This is a genomic window from Bacillus sp. FSL M8-0256 (assembly GCF_038005765.1).
Classification (GTDB): Bacteria; Bacillota; Bacilli; order Bacillales; family Bacillaceae; genus Bacillus; species Bacillus safensis.
Genome location: NZ_JBBOTU010000001.1, coordinates 3,266,305 through 3,286,694 on the forward strand (window position 1 = coordinate 3,266,305; position 20,390 = coordinate 3,286,694).

The 20,390-nt window shown below is 40.5% G+C and carries 22 protein-coding genes; 3 read left to right on the top strand and 19 right to left on the bottom strand.

What is annotated here, in order from left to right; translation table 11 throughout:
* Window positions 1–21 precede the first annotated feature (21 nt).
* Window positions 22–705, bottom strand: coding sequence for a CpsD/CapB family tyrosine-protein kinase (locus NSQ76_RS16975; RefSeq protein WP_024423527.1), 684 nt, complete (start codon window positions 703–705; stop codon window positions 22–24).
* Window positions 695–1,426 (bottom strand): YveK family protein, encoded by a 732-nt coding sequence (locus NSQ76_RS16980; protein ID WP_024423528.1) that lies wholly within the window; start codon window positions 1,424–1,426, stop codon window positions 695–697. Before NSQ76_RS16980 ends, NSQ76_RS16975 begins: the two co-directional genes overlap by 11 nt.
* A 257-nt stretch (window positions 1,427–1,683) precedes the next feature.
* On the opposite strand from NSQ76_RS16980, the gene slrR reads away from it, so the two are divergent.
* Entirely contained in the window at window positions 1,684–2,154 is a 471-nt protein-coding gene (slrR, locus tag NSQ76_RS16985) for an HTH-type transcriptional regulator SlrR (RefSeq protein WP_024426096.1), read from the top strand.
* Window positions 2,155–2,240: 86 nt separating this feature from the next.
* Here slrR and NSQ76_RS16990 read toward each other — a convergent pair whose 3' ends face one another.
* From NSQ76_RS16990 to NSQ76_RS17005, 4 genes are all read right to left on the bottom strand, one after another.
* Window positions 2,241–2,465 (bottom strand): phage holin, encoded by a 225-nt coding sequence (locus NSQ76_RS16990; RefSeq protein ID WP_024423530.1) that lies wholly within the window; start codon window positions 2,463–2,465, stop codon window positions 2,241–2,243.
* 144 nt (window positions 2,466–2,609) lie between these two features.
* Window positions 2,610–3,509, bottom strand: coding sequence for an iron-hydroxamate ABC transporter substrate-binding protein (locus tag NSQ76_RS16995; protein WP_370880892.1), 900 nt, complete (start codon window positions 3,507–3,509; stop codon window positions 2,610–2,612).
* A 17-nt stretch (window positions 3,510–3,526) separates the two neighbouring features.
* Window positions 3,527–4,528 carry a FecCD family ABC transporter permease gene (locus NSQ76_RS17000; RefSeq protein ID WP_224426645.1) on the bottom strand — a complete coding sequence of 334 codons (1,002 nt, stop codon included), beginning with the start codon at window positions 4,526–4,528 and terminating at the stop codon, window positions 3,527–3,529.
* Window positions 4,525–5,553: a FecCD family ABC transporter permease gene (locus NSQ76_RS17005; protein WP_341055038.1), complete on the bottom strand. Its 1,029-nt coding sequence runs from the start codon at window positions 5,551–5,553 to the stop codon at window positions 4,525–4,527. Before NSQ76_RS17005 ends, NSQ76_RS17000 begins: the two co-directional genes overlap by 4 nt.
* Before the next feature lie 322 nt (window positions 5,554–5,875).
* On the opposite strand from NSQ76_RS17005, the gene NSQ76_RS17010 reads away from it, so the two are divergent.
* Entirely contained in the window at window positions 5,876–7,285 is a 1,410-nt protein-coding gene (locus NSQ76_RS17010; protein WP_025094017.1) for a polysaccharide deacetylase family protein, read from the top strand.
* Between the two features lie 216 nt (window positions 7,286–7,501).
* Here NSQ76_RS17010 and abc-f read toward each other — a convergent pair whose 3' ends face one another.
* The 7 genes from abc-f to NSQ76_RS17045 form a co-directional block, all read right to left on the bottom strand.
* Window positions 7,502–9,079 carry a ribosomal protection-like ABC-F family protein gene (abc-f, locus tag NSQ76_RS17015; RefSeq protein ID WP_445661675.1) on the bottom strand — a complete coding sequence of 526 codons (1,578 nt, stop codon included), beginning with the start codon at window positions 9,077–9,079 and terminating at the stop codon, window positions 7,502–7,504.
* A gap of 314 nt (window positions 9,080–9,393) precedes the next feature.
* Window positions 9,394–10,164, bottom strand: a complete 771-nt coding sequence (locus NSQ76_RS17020) for an ABC transporter ATP-binding protein (protein WP_341055040.1) — start codon at window positions 10,162–10,164, stop codon at window positions 9,394–9,396.
* A complete protein-coding gene (locus tag NSQ76_RS17025; protein ID WP_341055042.1) occupies window positions 10,158–10,976 on the bottom strand; it encodes an ABC transporter ATP-binding protein in 819 nt (272 codons plus the stop codon). The genes NSQ76_RS17020 and NSQ76_RS17025 overlap by 7 nt, the downstream gene beginning before the upstream one ends.
* Window positions 10,939–11,826: a nickel/cobalt ABC transporter permease gene (gene opp1C / locus NSQ76_RS17030; RefSeq protein WP_341055796.1), complete on the bottom strand. Its 888-nt coding sequence runs from the start codon at window positions 11,824–11,826 to the stop codon at window positions 10,939–10,941. Before opp1C ends, NSQ76_RS17025 begins: the two co-directional genes overlap by 38 nt.
* 5 nt (window positions 11,827–11,831) lie before the next feature.
* The gene (opp1B, locus tag NSQ76_RS17035; RefSeq protein WP_044333963.1) at window positions 11,832–12,761 is read right to left on the bottom strand and encodes a nickel/cobalt ABC transporter permease; all 930 of its coding nucleotides are present in this window, start codon (window positions 12,759–12,761) and stop codon (window positions 11,832–11,834) included.
* A 15-nt stretch (window positions 12,762–12,776) separates the two neighbouring features.
* A complete protein-coding gene (gene nikA, locus NSQ76_RS17040) occupies window positions 12,777–14,417 on the bottom strand; it encodes a nickel ABC transporter substrate-binding protein (RefSeq protein WP_341055047.1) in 1,641 nt (546 codons plus the stop codon).
* A gap of 120 nt (window positions 14,418–14,537) precedes the next feature.
* Window positions 14,538–15,707 (bottom strand): macrolide family glycosyltransferase, encoded by a 1,170-nt coding sequence (locus NSQ76_RS17045; protein ID WP_133744536.1) that lies wholly within the window; start codon window positions 15,705–15,707, stop codon window positions 14,538–14,540.
* 227 nt (window positions 15,708–15,934) lie between these two features.
* Here NSQ76_RS17045 and NSQ76_RS17050 point away from each other — a divergent pair, with 227 nt between their 5' ends.
* A complete protein-coding gene (locus tag NSQ76_RS17050; protein WP_025094009.1) occupies window positions 15,935–16,117 on the top strand; it encodes a hypothetical protein in 183 nt (60 codons plus the stop codon).
* 353 nt (window positions 16,118–16,470) lie between these two features.
* On the opposite strand, the gene NSQ76_RS17055 is transcribed toward NSQ76_RS17050, so the two are convergent.
* From NSQ76_RS17055 to NSQ76_RS17080, 6 genes are all read right to left on the bottom strand, one after another.
* The gene (locus NSQ76_RS17055; protein WP_149126258.1) at window positions 16,471–17,628 is read right to left on the bottom strand and encodes a toll/interleukin-1 receptor domain-containing protein; all 1,158 of its coding nucleotides are present in this window, start codon (window positions 17,626–17,628) and stop codon (window positions 16,471–16,473) included.
* 285 nt (window positions 17,629–17,913) lie between these two features.
* A complete protein-coding gene (locus tag NSQ76_RS17060) occupies window positions 17,914–18,102 on the bottom strand; it encodes a hypothetical protein (RefSeq protein WP_149126257.1) in 189 nt (62 codons plus the stop codon).
* Window positions 18,103–18,324: 222 nt separating this feature from the next.
* Complete coding sequence (locus tag NSQ76_RS17065) at window positions 18,325–18,774, bottom strand: protein-export chaperone SecB (RefSeq protein WP_187470512.1); 450 nt, start codon at window positions 18,772–18,774, stop codon at window positions 18,325–18,327.
* Complete coding sequence (locus tag NSQ76_RS17070) at window positions 18,771–19,088, bottom strand: hypothetical protein (RefSeq protein WP_149126255.1); 318 nt, start codon at window positions 19,086–19,088, stop codon at window positions 18,771–18,773. Before NSQ76_RS17070 ends, NSQ76_RS17065 begins: the two co-directional genes overlap by 4 nt.
* Before the next feature lie 29 nt (window positions 19,089–19,117).
* Window positions 19,118–19,714 (bottom strand): hypothetical protein, encoded by a 597-nt coding sequence (locus NSQ76_RS17075; protein ID WP_341055058.1) that lies wholly within the window; start codon window positions 19,712–19,714, stop codon window positions 19,118–19,120.
* Window positions 19,715–20,048: 334 nt separating this feature from the next.
* A complete protein-coding gene (locus NSQ76_RS17080; protein ID WP_187470511.1) occupies window positions 20,049–20,186 on the bottom strand; it encodes a hypothetical protein in 138 nt (45 codons plus the stop codon).
* Window positions 20,187–20,390 lie beyond the last annotated feature (204 nt).

The following is a 20,390-nucleotide window of genomic DNA, read 5'->3' on the forward strand; positions in this document are numbered from 1 at the left end:
AGACATCACCTATCAATCTTTTTAATACATGTACAGCCTGCCCTTTTTCTCTTTCTTGCCATTTAGCATAGCTCCAAGCAGTTTACTTGTTGTTCCTTCTAATACTTCTTTTGATTTCTTCACAGCAGCAATCTTTGTTTTGCCGCTTAAGACAACGAGAATGCTCCCATCCGTCCGGTTCGCCAAGATCTTTGCATCTGCAACTGGCAGAAGCGGCGTGGAATCAACAATCACCATGTCATATTGCTGTTCAATCTCATAAAATAACTGCTTCATTACAGAAGAGGAGAGCAGCTCAGCTGGATTCGGCGGAATGGTTCCGCTCGGAAGCAGCTCTAAATGCTCAATCGGTGTCGGTAAAATAGCTTCTTCCAAGCTGCAATTATTTAATAGCACATTCGTCAAACCGGTATGATGACTCAAGTCAAAATATTCATGGACGGCCGGCTTTCGCAAGTCAGCATCCATGAGCAGCACCCGCTTATTCTGCTGTGCAAAAACAGCTGCTAAGTTTGCAGCCGTAAATGATTTCCCTTCCTTCGGTAAGGAGGAGGTCACTAATATCGATTTCAGCCTTGTTTGGATCGATGTGAATTCGATGTTTGTTCGGATCGTACGGAATTGTTCCGCAATGACAGAGTGAGGATTTAATACAGAAATACAGGATAAATCTCTCTTTTCTCTTTTCTTCCTCTTAAAGATCAATGTTCTGTCCTCCCGTTATGACGGACTGCTTGTCTTTTTTGGCCCTCCTGTCTGCCTGCATCTGATAGACACTGCCAAGCGACGGCAATCCGATCTCTTCTCTTATTTGATGTGTTCGTTTTACAGTATCATCGAGTAAATTCATTAAGAAAATGAGTGTCATGCCCCCTAATAAAGAGGCGCCTAGTGCCAGAACGATATGAACGAACTTCCTTGAATTCATCAGAATCGTGTTAGACAGCTTGGCTTCAGACAAAACATTAATGCGATCCATATTCATTGTTTTTTTGATTTCTTCTTGCAGCACCTCTGTTGCGGTATTCGCAATGGCGACTGCCTTCGCGCGATCCTCATCTTGTACAGAAATATTGATGACCTCAGACTCATTTTCTGTACTTGTGGCAATTTTGTGTTTTAGTCCTTCTGCTGATTCTGTGAGATGGAGTGTTTCTTTTACTTTTTCAATGACGATTGGGCTTTTTAATAAAACTTGAAAGGTACGTGTATATTGAAGGTTCATCTGAATATCGTTTAAATCTGCTTGTGCGTCATTGCTGCGTTTATGAACAAGAATTTGAGTGGTTGCCTGATATACAGGAGTCGAGACATAGAACTGATAATAGGCTGAAATGCCCGTTACGATCAGGACAATCAGGATCAGAAGGGCCATTTTCTCTTTAATGACAGAAAACAGCTGCTTAAAACCTATATTCTCATTCATAGATACCTCCCGATTTCATCATAAAAAGGTTATATATGGTTTCTTTTTGTTAATGATTGGATTATAAAAGATAATACCCGCAAAGAAAAATGTCATAATAGGTCTTATAGTTCTTTTTAAAGAACGAAATCGTTCGTTTTCTTTTGTTTACTTCCTGATTCTTACGTTTTTGAATTTTATAAAGAACAATTTATTTCTTATAATGAACGAAAAGGTCGCAGAACTATTCGCCGGTGAGAAGGGAGATCATTGATCGAATGATAGGCAAGGTGATACGCATTTACCGAAAGAGAAAAGGATACTCGATTCAGCAGCTGGCTGAGGATGCTCATGTCTCTAAGTCATATTTGAGCAAAATTGAGCGTGGTGTCCACAGAAATCCATCTGTCCAGTTCTTAAAAAAGGTATCCTCTTCACTAGAGATTGATTTACAAGAGCTGTTTGATGCAGAGACGATGATGTTTCATTACGCTGAGGGTGGTGAACACGAATGGCGGGAGCATATCGTAAGTGCCGTCCAATCAGGCATGCCTAAAGAAGAGCTCTATCAGCTGCTCCAAACGTACCGAAAGGAGCAGGAAGAGAAGTCGTTACATGTCACCCATAGAAAGCTGACGGATTCAAATATCGCAGAGTGGAAGCGTCTAATGAGTGAAGCAAAGGCAATTGGCTTAAGCATTGAGGAAGTAAAAGCTTTCCTCAACAACATGGGAGAACGCCGGGCGTAAGCCTTTCAGGAAGAATGATTGCGGGGAGAGGCGTTTGACGCTTCGATGAAAAAGAGCCTTTGATTCATGAAAGGCTCTTTCTTCTGTTATTCTTCTTTTTTTGTTCGTGCTTTTTTCGTTATATCATTGTTTTTCCAATAGGCCCATAGTGATGTAATTCCCAGAAAGGCCAGTGTGATGAATTGTTGAACACCTTCTTCATCAATAGGAATTGGGCTTTTTCCCGCAGCAGTTAGCGCACTGTTAACAAGCGCCAGTAAAAGCAGCACAAGCCTTGCAATTGTACCTGCACTAATTTTTTGAACCTCCAACTGTAACCCCTCCCTTTCCTCTTCTCACGGGCGGTATTGCTCGTTCTCTCTCATATGTATGCATCAGCCGAATGAATAGAAGAACGAATCAAAAAAAGAGACATCATTCCTATATGCGGAATGATGCCTGATTTCATTTGCTATTTATTTAGAAAACATCTCTTTTGCTTCATCCAATGCCATTTTATTGCCTAGAGCTGAGTAATCGAGCCAAGGCTGATCGGCAATCGGATAGACTTGGTTTTTCTTCACTGCTTTTAGACCCTTCCAAATCGGAGTCTTTTCTAATTGCTTGAATGCCTGCTGCGCTTTATCATCACGGTTGACAACGACAAAGATTGCATCAGCATCATAATCAGGAAGAACCTCTTGAGAAATCACTTCAAACGGGCGCTTGCTGTCCAGCTTTTTCACACCATCGACAGGTGTCAGGCCTAAATCCTCGTATAAAATAGGACCCATTGGGCGCTTCATGCTAAATACGCGCAGCTCCTTTGCTGTCACACGGATCGCCATGACTTTTCCGTTTCCAATCTTTTTCTTGATGAGCGATTTGACCTCTTTTGCTTCTTGATTGTAATTCTTAATATATTGATCCGCTTCTTTTTCTTTATTGACGTGTTTGGCGATTTTTTTCAAATGATCCCGCCATGTGCCATCATTTAAATTAAACACTTCTGTTTTGGCGATCTTCTTATATTTCGATAAGTCTTGTCCGGCTAATTCTTCATCAACATAAATGACATCTGGTTGTAACGCAAGCAGTGATTCCATATCTGGATCAGATGCAATGCCGAGCTTTTTCGTCTGACTCAGCTGCTTTTTCGCATGTGGAAGGAAATCTTTTAAGTCTCCTCCTACAACAGAGCCCGCCGGTTTGATACCGAGTGCTAACAAGTCATTTGTTAAATGAATAGACAAGGAAGCAATCTTTGGTGTGCCATTGGTCTTTTCATTTGTTGTATTCTTTGTTTCCTGTTGTCCGCAAGCGGCAAGCAGCAAGAAACAGAGCGTTAATCCAAATACTAGTAGTTTTTTCATGATGAGTTCCTCTTTCATATTTATTTCGTTTTAGTTAATAAATAGAGAAAATACGGGGCACCGATAAAGGCCACGACCACACCCGCCGGTATGGCATTTGGAGCAAAGATGGAACGTCCGATTGTATCGGCACTGACCAAAATCAACAAGCCAAGCAGCGCACTAACTGGTAAAAAATACTGATGCAGTGAACCGACAAGCCTCCTAGCCAAATGCGGGGCGACGAGGCCAATAAAGCCAATACCACCTGTCATTGAAACACTTGCACTCGCGAGGCCTACCGCTAAAGTCAAGAGGAGAAGACGTTTACGCTGGACACGAACACCTATACTTGAGGCGACAGCATCTCCTAATGTCAATGCATTGAGCGTGTTCGTCTGCATCAGCGTAAGCGGCACAAGGCATACAATCCAAGGCAGAAGCGCCAGCACATGAATCCAGTCTCTCCCCCATACATTGCCCACAAGCCACCTTGAAGCAAACGTGTATGTATCTTCATCCAGCTTCAATGACAAATATAAGGTGAGTGCACTAAATCCCGCAGCAACCGCAATGCCAACTAAGATCAGCCGGATAGGAACAAGCCCTTCATGCCGGTCATATGCAAGAAGCACGATGACAGCTGCCGCAAGCAGTCCGCCGCCAAATGTAAAGAGCGGAATAAGAAGAGACGGATTGCCTTCAAGTGCGTGAAAATATGTCACAAACACAATTAAGCCAAAGGCTGCCCCTGCATTCAATCCAATAATCCCAGGATCGGCCAGCGGGTTACGGGATAAGCTCTGCAAAATGCCGCCAGCAATGCCAAGACCAATACCAGCTAACATCGTCACCACAATTCGAGGCAGACGATAGTCAAACAGCACCGTTTCACTTTGGAAATCTCCAAAGCCAAATAACGTCTTGACGACCATGACAGGGCTTAGTTTCAGCGTACCGGTATTTAAACTATACAGCACAACAGCCGCACTCAGGCAAAGCAAAACGAGTGTCACGACAAGAGCACGCTGTTTCTCTCTCATGACAGGTTCCTCCCTTCTTTTCTGGCAATGTATAAGAAGAAAGGAACACCAACAAGTGCCACCATCACGCCAATGGCAAGTTCTCTTGGCGGATTGACTGTACGGCTGGCAAGGTCTGCAAAGACAAGCAGCATTGCGCCTAGTATCGCTGACATCGAAATGACGAAACGATAGTCTACACCAACAAGCTTTCGTGCAATATGAGGGATGACAAGACCGACAAACCCAATCGATCCGACTGCTGAAACAGAAACCCCTGCTAATAACACAGCAGCAGTCATTCCTAGTATTCGCACTTGCCGTGTTTTCACCCCTAAATTTGCCGCTGTATCTTCACCGAGCGATAGTAAGGAAAGTGACCGACCTAATAGCAGTGCCCATACGATCACAATTAGAATAACCGGGGCGAGAATCGTCAGCTGCGGCCATTTCACACCAGCTACCCCGCCTGCATACCAAAAAGCCAGATCCTGACTCAGGTCAAAATAAATCGCGATCCCAGAGCTGAGCGCATGAAGCAATGCGGCTACAACCGCTCCTGCCACAGTGAGGCGCAGCGGTGTCAATACGCCGCCAGCCGCCCCAATCGCAAAGATCAGCAGCGTACTGAGCACAGCACCAATAAAGGAAAAAAACATCAGTGCCGAATAAGGTATTCCTGGAAAAAAAGCAAAACAGAGAGCGACCACAAACATCGCACCTCCATTAATGCCCAAAATCCCCGCATCTGCCAGTGGATTTCTTGTGATGCCCTGCATAAGAGCACCCGCTACGGCAAACGCCGCTCCCACTAGAGCTGCCCCTAAAACACGAGGGAGTCTTAATTCATGGATGATCTGCTGCTCTGTAACATTCGACTGGTAGTCAAATACAGCTGTCCAAACCGTTTGCAGAGACAATGTTTTTGCACCGTATGACACAGCAAAAAACATGGCAGCCGCTAAACCAATAACGGCGAGAAAAAATATCAAAAAGAACAGAATATGTGATGATCGTTTTTGTTGAGGTGTTCGCTTATCCTGCAAAATCGGTGTCATCCTTTTCTTCATTAAAAGTCAGTTTGAAAATGAGAATCATAATCAACAAAATTATAGCCGCCAGCCTCTAAAAAATCAATGTACACCCTATTTTTTAATTAATGAAGGTATGTGCGGAGCAGAGAAAGGAGATTTCTTTTTGACGCTCAGAACGGCCTATCATTTTTTCTCATAGTTTAATAGGAAAATAGTTGACATTTCGCATGAATATCCCCTAAAATTACAAAAGTAAGTCAAATGTTATAAAAATATTACAAACAGATGTCAAACTAATAAAGAATGACCCGTCATGAGAGGAGATTTGAAAGTTGTGTCAGTAAAAGGAAAATGGAGTATCGTCCTATTTGCGCTTGCAGTCGTCATTGGAGCAGTTGCTTTCTTTCAAAATCAACAAGCAAGCGGTACAGAGAAGAAAAATGTAAAGCAGGATACGAACTATAAAAACGTAGAAATTGTCACTCTCGTAAATGACGGGAAATTTATGAGATATGCAGTCAACTATCCTCTTTTTCATCAAAAAGAGCTAGATGATAAGATTCAAAGCTATGCCAATTCGGCATTAGAGCATTTCAAAAAAACATTCAGTGAAGCAAAGGATATCGATGAACATAAACGCTATGAACTGAATATTGATTATGAAATGGTGCATTATGCGAAGCAGTCTGCTGCCATTCGTTTTACGACCTATACGTATACTGGCCAGCAAAATGGAACCACCAATCATCTCACGATTAACTTTGATTTTCAGAAAAAAACCTTTCTTGACACAAAAGATTTATTTCTGCCTAAAACCCATTATTTAAAGAAATTATCCTATATTACATATACAGAGCTTCGGAAGGACAAAACCTTATCTAAGGATCAGCCTCTCCTTCAAAAAGGAACAGCCCCTGATGCTCAAAACTTCAGTCAATTTGCCTTAAAAGACAAATATGTAGAATTTTATTTCCCTGCATCTCAAGTAGCCGCAGAGGATCTTGGTCCGCAAACACTAGCGATCAAAAAGACATTGCTGAAGGACATTTTAAAGCCAGAATATATGGATAAACTGAAAAATAAAAATGAAATGAAAGAACCGAATCCAAAAAGAAAAGCCGTCAAGCTGCCGCAAAAATCAAAGCTTGACCCGAATAAAAAAGCCATCGCACTCACATTTGATGATGGACCGAATCCAGCGACAACCTCAAAAATTTTAGATGCGCTGAAGGCAAATAAAGGACATGCTACCTTTTTCGTATTAGGCAGCAGGGTGCAATATTACCCTGGAATGCTTGCCGATATTTTAAAAGGCGGGAATGAGATCGGAAACCATTCCTACAATCACCCTTTATTAACAAGACTGCCTTTAGATGAAGCGGTGAAACAAGTGAAGGACACCCAGCAGCTGATTGAGAAAGCGAGCGGATATACACCTACGCACTTTAGACCGCCATATGGCGGTACAAATCAAGATATCAATCATGCAATTGGGATGAAGGTCACTTTGTGGGATGTTGATCCAGAGGATTGGAAAATCCGCAACAGCCAGCAAATCACAAACCGCGTTCTCTCACATGCAGCCGATGGCAGAACAGTGTTAATGCACGATATTTATGAAAGCTCAGCCCAAGCAGCAGTAAAGATCATCCATGAACTCACCAAACAAGGCTACCAGCTCGTCACAGTGAGTGAACTTGAACAATTAAAAAAAGAACGACATGAACAAACCCCTGTAGAGTAAACAGGGGTTTTAGATTGTTGACAAAGGGGTAAAATGATCTTTATTTTAGCTCTTTGTCTTCTTTTCAGCGTGATAGAAAACCTTTGAAGTCTAGGAAGGACGAGTACCGGAGCGGAGCGAATTGAGCATTCGTGAGCACCGGCACGCAGGACTGACAACGAATGCGAGGGTTTGTCTACACGCTGAAACCCCTGTAGAGTAAACAGGGGCTTTCTTTTACGACTCCAAAGACTTTTTTTGTTTCAATAATGCTTGAAATGTCTCTTCAAGCTCTTGCGACGGCTCAATACTTAAACGGCTGAGCACTTCAGACAGCTGCATATCAATTAACAGAAGCTCCTCTTCTCTATTTGTCACAGCTGGTTTTTCTTCCTTTTGTTTATAGGCTTCATATGTGCCGTCAAATCCTTCAATACGTTCCTCGTGAATATGGAAAATACGAGTGGCAACCTCTTCAATCAGCCTGCGATCGTGGGAAACAAACACAATGGTACCTGGGTAATCCTTCAATAGACCTTCAAGTGCTTCAACTGCCGCCAGATCTAAAAAGTTCGTCGGTTCATCCAGCATGAGAACATTGGCATCACTGACGAGTAAGGACGCAAGCATCGTCTTCACCCGTTCTCCCCCGCTTAAAACCTCAACAGGCTTATGCACATCATCCCCTCTAAATCCTAGTCTCGCCAAAACCGTTCGAACCACTGTCTCATCTTGAACCGCCTCTTTCAGTGCATTTTGTAAAATCGATTCATCTACCTTCAGTCCTGACAGATCCTGACGAAAATAGGCTAGCTTGACAGCCTCTGAACGAGTAACGCCGGGATATCCATTCACTAACATACGGAGAAATGTCGTTTTGCCGCTCCCGTTCTTTCCGATAATGGCAACCTTGTCTCCGCCCCTCACTTCCACATTCGCCTGCCTCCAAAGCACTTTATCTCCCGCCTTGCCATCTACATTTTCCACTCTCAAAATGGTACGGCTTGCTGTTTCCTTCATCGTATGCTGAGTCATTTGAATGGGCTGAATGTCCTTTACCTTCTCCACCTTTTCTAATTTCTCCATCCTTGTTTCAATGGATTTGGCTGTTTTTTGTAGTTTTTTTTGCTTATTTGCATAGTAGGGCTTTGCAATTTTAGGTCCTGAGGATTTCACCTTTTGGGAGGGCTTTGTCGCTTTGTCCGCCTTTTTCTTTTTCTTTTCCAGTGCATGCTCTAACTGTTTTTTCTTTTGTGTATAGGCTTCATACGCTTCCACCTGCTGACGATGTGCCAGCTCTTTTTGCTGTGCAAAATGTGTGTAATTGCCTTTGTAATGATGAAGCTTCCCATGATCCAGCTCCCAAATCTCCGTACATATTGCATCTAAAAAAGCACGATCATGTGAAACAACAATGAGAGCTCCTTGATAATGACGCAGCTTATCTTCCAGCCACTCAATATGCTCCGTATCCAAATGAGTGGTCGGTTCATCTGCTAATAAAAGGGCAGACGGCCGGCTTAATGCTCTTTCAATATAAGTTTGGGTCATTTCACCGCCACTCTGTCTGCCGTCTCCTTGTTTCAATTGAGGAAGCAGCGTACAGACCGCTGTGGCGGCAACCGTGCCGCTGTCTGGTGTTTCCTGTCCTGCCAGCACATGCAATAAAGTCGTTTTTCCGCTGCCATTTGTCCCTACAAGACCAATGCGATCACCTTGATGGATGGCGAGTTCCTCAATATTAAATAACAAGCGATCTTTTCGAAATACCTTTAACTGATTGGCTTTTAATAACATCCAATCCTCTCCTTTCATATCAGGAGACATGAAAAAGCCTCCCATTCTCAGAATAGGAGGCAAAATGGTGTACAAAAATAAGCGGATTGATCCAGTATGGTGTGCCGTTCATACTTGAACACACACATCCCACGTATCAATCACTTCATTTTTTGATTCCCAAGCTGTACCATCCTATTCCGAAGCTAAAAAATGAAAACGCAGCAAACATGGCAAACTGATCGTTTGCTCACTGCCTTCGTTCGTTCATTTTGCTTACAGGTCATAGGATTAGTACTTCATTGCATTGGGTCACCCTTCCGTCGTTTGTTACGTATACGATAAAAGATTGGTTATTTTTTGTCAAGCTGAAATGGCATAAGTGAATCGATTAATTGGAGTGTAAATGGATGGGACACTTCAAACAGTTCGTCCTTTTTGCATTCTTCCACTAGGCTTCCTTCATGTAAAAATAGAATGCGGTCACATAGATACACCGCTGCTTCTACATCATGAGTAATGAGAAGCATGGTCATATCTAGCTCTTGTTTTAATGTCTCAAGCAGCTCCAATATTTGTACTTGAACAGAGACATCCAGTGAGCTCAAGACTTCATCTAGTATAAGAATGGCTGGATGCGTTGATATGGCTCGTGCGATGCACACTCGCTGGAGCTGACCACCGCTTAGCTGATGAGCATATTGATTCAGCACAGACGAGGGCAGTCTGACTTGCTCAAGTAATGACAAAACCTTCTGATCCATATTCTGATTCTGCTTTAACAAACGCATCGGTTCTGCTATGATCTCTTTCACCGTAAAGGAGGGATGAACAGAAGATAGATAATCTTGAAAGACAACACTCATTTTCCCCCGATTCACCCTCCGCCATTTGTCAGCTGTCATACCATCAATCTGTACCTCGCCTCCATCTATTTTTTCTAAACCGAGCAGGATACGTGCCAATGTACTTTTGCCACTGCCGCTCTCACCGACTAATCCGGCACATTGTCCTTTTTCGATTTGAAACGAAACATTTGATATGCGGTCTTTTGGTTTCTTTTGTTTTGAAAAAAGACCTTTCTTCTCACCGTGTTTGACTAGATCGATAGCTGTGATCAACATGGAAACGCCTCCACTCTCTTCTGCTGCCGCAGTGCTTCAGTAGGGGCAGATAATCGAAGCCTCGTCTCAAGTAAATGCTTTGTTTGGGGATGCCCCGGTGATGTGAACACTTCCTTGGCTGACCCATGCTCAAGCATTACTCCTTGGTGCATAACCATCAATTCATCAGCAATTTCCTGAACGACGCCTAGATCATGCGTTATGACGATTAAGGTAACACCCGTTTCTTCCTTTAGACTGTGTAATTGTCTGATGACTTCACGCCGATTAAAGGCATCAAGTGATGCAGTTGGCTCGTCTGCAATGATCATGTCTGGAGAAAGCATCATCGTGATGCCAATCATCACACGCTGAAGCATTCCTCCAGACAGTTCATACGGATATTTTTTCATCAAATCATATGGATTTTTTAAATGGACACGTGTAAGCCCAGCCATAGCATGTGCTTTCCCTTCTTTCCCTCGTAAGCCCAAATGCTGCTGAAATGTTTCCACCATTTGATGACCTATCGTTTCAATAGGGTTGAATGCATTCATGACATCCTGTGAGATGAAACCTATTCGTTTACCCCGCCATTGATGCGCTTCTTGATTTGTTAATGTTTTGCCGTCAAAAATGATCGTTCCTTCTACTTCTAGCGAAGGGGCGACAAGATCAATTAACGCTTTGGCGACAGTTGATTTTCCACTGCCACTTTCTCCAATGACGGCTAAACAGCGTTGTTGATGTAAAGAAAATGTGATATTCGTCACTATATTCTTTTGCTGCTGTGGATCATGTACGGACAGATTTTTTACGTCGATTAAAGGCAAATGGCCTCACCCCTTTCTTTCTGGTATGATGCATGGCAGGATTCGCGACATGCTGAAGGCTGTCTCCTAAAAAGCTCAACGCCATGACCACAAACAAGATGGCAAGTCCAGGCGCAAGCATATGGGCTGGATGTGTTACCATGACATTCTTCGCCTCATTGAGCATCATGCCCCATTCTGGTGTAGGTGCACTCACCCCTAATCCAAGAAAAGACAGTGCTGATATATTTAAGATCACCCAGCCCGCATCAAGTGTCGCAAAAACAGCAATTTCTCCTGAGATGCGAGGAAATAGATGTCTCCTCAATATGTAAAAGGGTTTGCCGCCAGTCACCTTTGCAAATTGAACAGAAGGTTCATTCGCATATTGAAGGACAGACGAACGAATCATTCTTGTATACCAGGCCCATTTCGCTAGGACATTGGCCAAAATAATATTGAATAGTCCAGGTCCGAGTATTCCCACAACCGCAAGAATCATCACCTCTGCTGGAAAGGACAGCATGACATCACACAGCCTCATCAAAACCCCATCCACCTTTCCTCGAAAGAAGCCTGCCATGAGTCCAAGCGCGCTGCCAATGAGCATCGTGATACACATCGTCAGCATAGCTGCAAGCATTGTTGTCCGAATGCCATATAAAAGCCGCGATAATACACATCTCCCTAGATGATCCGTTCCGAGTGGGTAAGTAAGACTGATACCGGCATATTTTTGAAGAATGTTCGTATTTGTTGGGTCATGTGGTGCTAACATTGGAGCAAACAGTCCAGCTAATGCGACAAGCGCTAACAGCCAGATTGAAAGAATCGCCATACGGTCTTTTCTTAATTGATGCCACCCTATCATTGTTGTCATACCTCCTTTCGCAATTGCGGATTCATGGTCATTTGCATCATATCAGCGATGAGATTGCACATAACAAACAGGAACCCCATCACAAACAAATAGGCTTGAATAATAGGGAAGTCAGCATGGAAAATAGCAGTTACACACAACCGGCCAACCCCTGGCCAAGCAAAAAGGTTCTCAATAATGACGGTTCCCGCAATGAGCTTTGGAATAGACATGCCAAGTGCTGTTACCGCTAATTGCAGGGCATGCCTCATGATTTTCAGTTGAACGGTTCGTTCTTTTAAACCACGTGCTCTTGCATAAAAAACAAAGGGCTCGTGCTGAAATTTTAGAATTTGATTACGTATGAGTCTCACATAAGTCGATAAGTAGCCAAATGATAATGTGACAGCTGGAAGAAGAATCGATTTGAACCCTTCCATTCCACTCGTATTAACCCAATTGAATTTGACAGAAAAAAGCCAAATCAACAAAATCCCCAGCCAAAAACTAGGCATTGAAGCGGCGATAAACACAAAGGCTCTCAATAAACGGTCCACCCAAGTGTGAGCAGCATATGCACAGATCACCCCGAACAATAAACTGAGCACTATGATAAAAAAGAGCGCTGCTCCTGCAAGCTGCAATGTCGCAGGCAGCGCCTCCATGATAAGATCAAAAACGGGCTCCTGAGTGACATAGCTCCTGCCAAAATCACCTGTTAATCCATTTTTAAGCCATGTGGCATAGCGGATGAAAAATGGCTGGTCTAAGCCTAACTCCTGCCGCATCGATTCAATCATTTCTTCTGTTGGAGTGACTTGATTCACCCGCAAAGCGACCTCTGCTGGATCACTTGCCCGCATCGTCAGCAGTACAAAAGCAAAGAAGGTGATAAAGATCATAAGCGGAAAAAGCATCAGTATTCGTTTTAAGAGATAGCGAGTCATGTCTCTGCCTCCGTTTTATGACGCAAAATACATACGGTCAAATGGGATTTCATACTGAGACACATGAAAACCTACGCCTTTCAGGCGCTTATTATAAACAGCCTTTGTCACAGAATAAGAGATTGGGAGGTAAACATTTTCATCATGGATATACGTCAATATTTCTTGATACATTTGTTTCCGCTTTTGCTCATCTGGTTCTACTAATACTTCCGTAATCGTCTCGTCCAGCCACTTTTTCTTTTTCAGTCCTAATTGAGCTTGATAATCAGCATGGGATGCTACACGGAATGAAGAGACATAAGTTTGTGGATCATAAGGAAGCCCCCAAGACAGCGAGTACATCAGATCGAACTTTCCTGTTTTTTGGCGATCTAAGAATGCCTGTTTTTCTTCTCCTCTAATATCCAGCTTAATCCCCACCTGCTTGAAATCTTGTTGAATCGATTCACTGATCGTTCTTTCCCCTGCATTATCGGAATTATTGTAAATAGCCACACTCAGCAGTTTGCCATTTTGATAGCGATACCCGTCTTCTTTCATCCTCCAGCCTGCCTCATCCAATATTGCCTCTGCTTTCTTCTTTTGATAAGTTTTCTTTTTCAGTGGAATATCTGCGTATGGGACAGAAGGAGCAAGCAATGTGTGTGCCACCTTTTCCGTTCCATTTAAAATGCCTTCAGTGATCATGTCCTTTTGAATGGCGTATTGAAAAGCTTCTCTTATTTTCGGATCTTTTGTGATTGGCTGGTTTGAATTAATCACAATCGATCTTGAGCCAACAGGAGGGCTCACGGTGACACCATATTGCCCTGCTTCTTTTAAAGCCTGGAATGAGTCTCCATCAATCATGTCACCATCTGCTCCAAATAAAAGATCAATCTCTCCTTTTTGAAGCGCAAGTAAGATGGTTTGGTGATCCGGCATGACTTTCCATTTCACAGTTGAAATTTTCGGCTTTTGCCCCCAATAGTGGTCATTCATTTCAAAAACGGCATATTGATTTTTCTTATGTTCCTTTAGCACATAAGGACCTGTACCTGCATAGCTTTTAACTCCTTTTGCAGTCGTTCCATCAATGAAGCTTTTTGGAGAAATAAAACGGAAGGGGCGTGTTAAGCCCAGCTCTTCTAACGTAGGATAATAAGGCTCTTTCAACGTGAGAACAAATGTATCGTCATCTACCGCCTTTGTGGATTTGATTTCAGATACGAGATTAAGCCAAGCGTTCTTTTCAATATTTTTGACAACAGCATCAATATTCAATTTCACTGCCTTTGCATTAAAAGGCTCACCATCTGAAAAAGTCACACCTTTTCGAAGATGAAAGGTATAGGTCCTTCCATCATTTGATATGTCCCAGCTTTTCGCTAAGGCAGGCTGAACGCCCTTCTCTGTATTGACGACAAGCGATTCAAACACCATATTTTGAGCAGCCATCTCTCCACCGTATAGATGAGGATTGATGTCCCTGATATCTTTTGTACTTGCATACACGAGCTCATCTTCTTCTCTATCATTGCTGGAGGATGCTTTGTTTTCAGAGCATGAGGCCAATAAAAAACAAGCCATCACTGAAAACAGCATCAAGGTGTATGACACGTAGGGATGCCTTTTCTCATATTTCTTCTTTATGTAAACAGGTTGATCACTCATATGTACTTCCCCCAATTCAACATTATCGTAATCATTACGATTATTAATCGAAATGATTACGAATTGAATATTAGCATACAGAAATGGGAAATACAACGTCTTTTCATAAAAAAAACAGACTCATGATTGAGTCTGTTTCGCTTGTATAAATTGGTCAATCACCTTTAATGCTTTTTCTGTTCCACCTGCTGCTTGGAAGCTTTCTTCAATTTTCTCAATCCCCGCACGGTACGTGTCACTGCCTAAAACCTTCTCAACAGTTTCTCTTAGCTGCTTTGGTGTCAGCTGATCTTTATCAAGTGTACAGGCAGCAGATAATTCGGTCAGTCTTTGTGCCACCATCGGCTGATCTTTATCGACTGGAATGACGACCATCGGAACGTGGTAATGAATACCTTCATTGACACTATTCATCCCGCCGTGCGTTACAAATACATCTGTCAGTTCGAGCACTTCAAGCTGCGGCACATAAGGCTCAATCAGAAAATGAGCAGGCGCCTCTTTTAAGAGAGAACGATTTACTTTTTCACCTGTTGCGATAATCACTTTTCCGTCAAAGTCTTCGAAAGCATCTATACACATATTAAAAAATGCTTCTGTATCCCCAAGAACGGTGCCCATGGAAATAAAAACGACTTTTTCTTGCTCAAGTGCTTCCAGCGGGAAATCATGCTGGTCGGCTCTTTTTAAAAAGCTCGGTCCAATGAAAACAAACGAATCGTTTAATGAATCAACAGAAGGCTGGAAATATTCACTTGTATAGACGATATTCAGTTCTCCACGGTTTTTCATAAATTGCATCAAACGCGTTGGCTGAACGCCAAAACGCTCTTGTATTTTTTCTAACAGATGATCGGCTTTCTCATCCTTTCTGTATAGCGGTGTATCAAAATGCGCCTCTTGCAGCACAAAAGATGGGTTGGACCCAATGCTCGGAATGTGCAAATAATCTCGAACAAGCTCCCCTGCCCCAAACATATCAAAGTAAACCAATTCAAATGAATGATTCTCGGAAAGTGTTTCCACCACCTCTAAAATATCATATGATGTTTGCAGCATGGCATGAAAGAACGGCTGCATAGAATCTAAATCTCCTTCTTCCACATGTAATGTCCGAATATAGTCTGGATGTATATGTACGTGAGCGCCTAAGCGTTTGATTCGTTCCTCATAATGTACAGTTGTGACCGCATGCACTTCATCGCCTCGCTCCGCCCATGCTTTGATCATTCCTAACATAGGGTTCACATGTCCTTCAGCTGGAAATGTAATCAATAAAATCTTCGCCACAAGAAATCCCTCCTCATTGTCAATTCCCTTCCATGTTAATCATATACAGCGAACTGGCTCAACAAATACGCCTGAAAAGGGAAGAAATGAGTCTTACGTCCAGTATTTCATGGAGGGACATGAACATAACGCCTTCTACGAGCAAACATCCAATATAACCCTTTATTATTTATTCTTGTATAATTAGTCATAATATTATTTTCAGCTTCATATTGGAGGGATATTTTGTGAAATTCTTGGAGAAATACAGTTATTTAATTATCATTCTTTGTCTAGCGGCAATGATCGTGACAAACTTCACTGTGAATGACAATACATTAAAAAATACTGTATCCGTGATTGGATTTGTCATTGTTCTTCTTACAATTATACCTGCGGCTATTTACAGGAAAGGCCAGAAAGGCAGATAACTCCTTTATAGCAATAACCCCCACTCTTATGTTAAGAGTGGGGGTTATTTTATTATATTCGGATAGATGTTGCTGTTTTGCAACAAGATCGTTTTTTCACTTGCTTACCCTAGCTTTATTAGAAGAGAACAATAAATTGAACATACAAAAACCCCTCTCCATATGAAGAGGGGTTCATGACAGACCTTTATCATCGTAAGCAATGTCAAATACGCGCTCGGAGAACGTATAATTAATGTCTTTGACTACTGTTGTAACAACATTTCAAAATGATTCCGTGCAAAATTTGTGCAAATAATATTTCTATTCTTACTTTAATACAGTATTACCAACATACATATTTTAAAAATCTTTTACCAGGTGGGGTAATTACCTTTAAATTCTCGCCAATTACCATTATCATCATAATTTAAAGAACCTTGAAACCCACAATGATTCCATATCAAATCATAGCTCGGTTTTAATAGGGTTTCTAGTCTATCATCCCAAGAATTAATAATGACCGTTGGTAACTTTAAGGTGGATTCATTTATTTTCTCTCTTGGTGATTTCGGGTTTCCAACAAAATAATCTGAAATGTTGAAAAGGGTAATACTAAGAGCTATCGGTAACTTAATATCTACACTTTTGATGACTTGAAGATACTTATAGGTGTAATTAAATATATCTTGTTCAAATTTTACGAATGGTATAAATTTCTTTCCATCACTTTCCGCAAGAATACCCGCATCAACGGATTCAATTATTCCATTTCTAAAGAATTGTACGTATGCATGGGGTTTTTCAGAATTTGACCACTTTGCAAATGTACAGTATCCATATTTATTAAATTTATAGTCCCAGCCTGATGTAAAGAATGGTTTCAGGGAAGTGGGATGCTCTAATTTACTTGTAGGTAAGCTAATATCCTTAGCAATAGATTCAAACGGCACTAAGTGTACAGCAAATTTTGCCCCTTCCAAAATATTCTCAGCAAAATTATTTTCCTCAAGTTCTTTTATTCGAGACTCTAACCATTTCTCATAATACTTTTCTTGGATTATTTCATTTTTTTCGCGCATCGGTATCATTCCTGGAAATGGGGGAGGAGACGTTGGTTTTTTCCGTTCAGTTGAAACTCCTTCGAGTATTGCCGTCTTAGCCTCCTCCTCCTCTTTACCAACTAAATCTATGTATATAATTTGTGGTAAAAGTCCTTCCAGTTCAATATCTTCAATTCTTACAGGCATTAACTTTTGATTTATTCCTGTTGGATCTGAAGCGAATGCTGAAGCCCATTCCGGTTGTGTATACAAAGCATTCAAATAGTTTTGGGAAAGTAGCGCTAAGGTGTGTTTAGCGCATTCGGATCCACGCTGCATTTGAAGAATAAAGTTGTTCCCAGTTTTAAAATCCCATTCTTGAAAAAAAACTTTATGCCCAGCCTCCTCTAACATGTACGAAATCCAACTAGCATAACTTTTATCATTGCCATTGTAGCTAATGAAAAAATCATATTCTTTTTCTGTCATGTTCTTCCCCTCTTTATCCAATATATCTTTACTATTACTATACCACTAATTCTTTGAAAATAAGTAATTAAAAAGGACTACATATAAACTTGACCTTTTCAGGCCAATGGTACAACCAGAGGATTAGAGAATTAAGGGAAATGAAAAACAAAAATCAGATACATCTTTATAAACTTATTTTAATTTAAAAACAATTCATCTCACTTAATGAATAATATTCTATATTCTAAGCCATACACACTTAAAACTTCTGCAAAACTCAAACCTCCTATCTGCTATTTGTTTTTAACCATTCCAAGTCCTCTTTTGTGTCCCTCTTGGTAAGCCATTCGGGAATGGATCATCTGCATACACTGGCTTCAAAAAGAATCTCATCAAATTCTTTCGTTTCTGAAAATGAACGTATAGCTCTAGTTGCTGTTGCACATTCATCATAACGAGGTTCACACTCATAGGCTGTGATTTCAGTTTCATGTCGTCTTCCCCATATAAGACCAAATAGGTCTATAAAACTTACGAGCCCCATCCAAAAGATCATAAGAGATTCTTTTATCTTTCTCCTCGACCCGTTCATCATCAAACAGGTGACCTGATCTTGAATGGAAATGGATTCGGTCATACAATGAGCGTAACTCTTTTACAAAAAAAATAGCCGCTCTTATTGAACGGCTGCTAAATTTAATATTAAAAATCATTTCAATCCTGTTGATTTGAAATATTGAATGGTTTATCTTCTTTAGATAATTCATTTCTTAGCATTTCACTAATATTAACAGTTGGCAAAATTACTCCTTCGTTGCTCCCTTTACTCGTTAAATCCGTTACTAGAGATCTTATATAAGGATAAAGAATTGCTAAACCGTTTACTTGCAAGAGTTCTTTTTTGTTTTCATTGGATATCTCTTCTTCAGACTCAAATTCAAAAAGACCTGCAATCTGTGCATAAACATATAAACTAGTTTCTTGAACTTTCTTATCTCCAAATTCTATGCTTAATTTTATAAATGCATGATCCTCTTTAGTTAATCTAAGAGTAACCTCAAATTCAGGGTTCAACTCTTCAAACTCTTTATCATCTAATGCAGGATTATGCTTATATACTGTATTCAAAACCTTGTAATCTACAAATTGTAAAATAGCTTTCACGATACTAACGCCTCTGACATATGGAAAGATTTGTTATTCATTGATTTAAAACTAATGTTTTTTCTTTTAACAGGTTGAATAGACTCTACTCCATGGATAGAAAATTTACTATCATCTTCTTTTTCCGTAAATATTTCTTCTTTATAGAAGAATAGATTCGAATCAACTTCAGGGAATACATCTTTTAGAGATATTTTTTTCTCAATTCCACCTTCCGAAACAAAATGACCGGGATTATCAGAATTAAATTCTAATTCAATGTCTAACTCCTCTGCGATTTTATTCAACTTATCTAGACTAAAGTTTATATTCATATTACTCACACTCTTTCTTAAGAGTTAAATTAATTTATTTTTTCTCTATTTTCATTATTACCGTAACTAAGTTTATTTAAACTAATTTTATCAAAATCGATAATACTTTGATCTCTTATACATAATTGAACACCATTCAGATGCATGTTTACTTTTTTTAATCTCTTTAAATTGTTTAATCTCTTTGAAGTTGTTTTAAATGTTCTTTGAATTGCTTTAATTTCATCTGTCAAAAAATTGCAATAAAAATTCATCAAAACGTTATGGCTATCTTCATTGTTTTTATGTTTAAACTTAATACCTTTTGTTTTTTCATCAATGATGCTGATAAATTTTTGAAAGTATTCTATTCCATCTCTCGAATCCAAATTCAAAAAATAGTCCGAGTTCAATGCTAAATCAGCTTTTATAAAAGCACAGTTCTTTTCTTCATTTTTTATTTTAGCCCAGCTCATTGCCTGTTCTGGATCATCTCTAAAAAAATAAACTCCTGTACCTAGCCAATGATTTTTTCTATTTTTCACCTCGAATTTTTTTTGTGAAACAATTTTCATAGCATTTGTGTGAGACGTACCATGAAATGCGTAAACAAGTAAATTCAATCCTGAACGATTAAAATCAGCCATTTCCCAAACACCTTTTAGGTTTTTTTCCGAAGAATCAACTCTTCCTTATTAATATTCTAGGTTATTATTGCATATTAAACAAGACTTATGCCTAATTTTTGTCAGTAGAGCCGTTTTAAATATAACTCAATACAAAGCATTTTTATTAATTAGTGGCATTTGTAAGACCAAACTAGAATCAATAAGTTTTTTCGTATTATTAACATCTCTACTAATTTTTTTGTTCCAAATCATTTATTCGTTTGGAGCTGATTAGACCCCATCTTTTTTAGTTTCGAGATTGTATAATACTCAACCCTAGAAATCAACCCCATATTATATGGCCGATGTGAATTTATTTCTTATTTATCCATTCCATGTCCTCTTTTGTCCATCCCTCTGGTAATCCATTTGGGAATGGATCATCTGCATACACTGGCTTCAAAAGAACCTCGTCATATTCCTTCGTTTCTGAATCCATATGGGCATACATATGAGCGTATAGCTCTAGTTACTGTTGCATATCCACCATAACGAGATTCACACCCATAGGCGGTGATTTCAGTTTCTTGCCATACTTCCCCATATAAGACCAAATAGGGCTATAAAACCTACGCGCTCCATCCACAAGATCATACGTGATTCTCTAGTCTTTCTTCTTCACCTGTTCATCATCAAATAGGTGACCTGTATGACG

Coding starts and splice junctions, on each gene's coding strand:
- NSQ76_RS17070 (WP_149126255.1), bottom strand. CDS start 19,088: ATGAATATAAACTTTAGTCTAGATAAGTTGAATAAAATCGCAGAGGAG.
- nikA (WP_341055047.1), bottom strand. CDS start 14,417: ATGAGTGATCAACCTGTTTACATAAAGAAGAAATATGAGAAAAGGCAT.
- opp1C (WP_341055796.1), bottom strand. CDS start 11,826: ATGATAGGGTGGCATCAATTAAGAAAAGACCGTATGGCGATTCTTTCA.
- NSQ76_RS17055 (WP_149126258.1), bottom strand. CDS start 17,628: ATGACAGAAAAAGAATATGATTTTTTCATTAGCTACAATGGCAATGAT.
- NSQ76_RS17000 (WP_224426645.1), bottom strand. CDS start 4,528: ATGAGAGAGAAACAGCGTGCTCTTGTCGTGACACTCGTTTTGCTTTGC.
- slrR (WP_024426096.1), top strand. CDS start 1,684: ATGATAGGCAAGGTGATACGCATTTACCGAAAGAGAAAAGGATACTCG.
- NSQ76_RS17060 (WP_149126257.1), bottom strand. CDS start 18,102: ATGAAACTGAAATCACAGCCTATGAGTGTGAACCTCGTTATGATGAAT.
- opp1B (WP_044333963.1), bottom strand. CDS start 12,761: ATGACTCGCTATCTCTTAAAACGAATACTGATGCTTTTTCCGCTTATG.
- NSQ76_RS17020 (WP_341055040.1), bottom strand. CDS start 10,164: ATGTTGATCACAGCTATCGATCTAGTCAAACACGGTGAGAAGAAAGGT.
- abc-f (WP_445661675.1), bottom strand. CDS start 9,079: ATGAAAGGAGAGGATTGGATGTTATTAAAAGCCAATCAGTTAAAGGTA.
- NSQ76_RS17075 (WP_341055058.1), bottom strand. CDS start 19,714: ATGGCTGATTTTAATCGTTCAGGATTGAATTTACTTGTTTACGCATTT.
- NSQ76_RS16980 (WP_024423528.1), bottom strand. CDS start 1,426: ATGAATGAGAATATAGGTTTTAAGCAGCTGTTTTCTGTCATTAAAGAG.
- NSQ76_RS17080 (WP_187470511.1), bottom strand. CDS start 20,186: ATGTATGCCCATATGGATTCAGAAACGAAGGAATATGACGAGGTTCTT.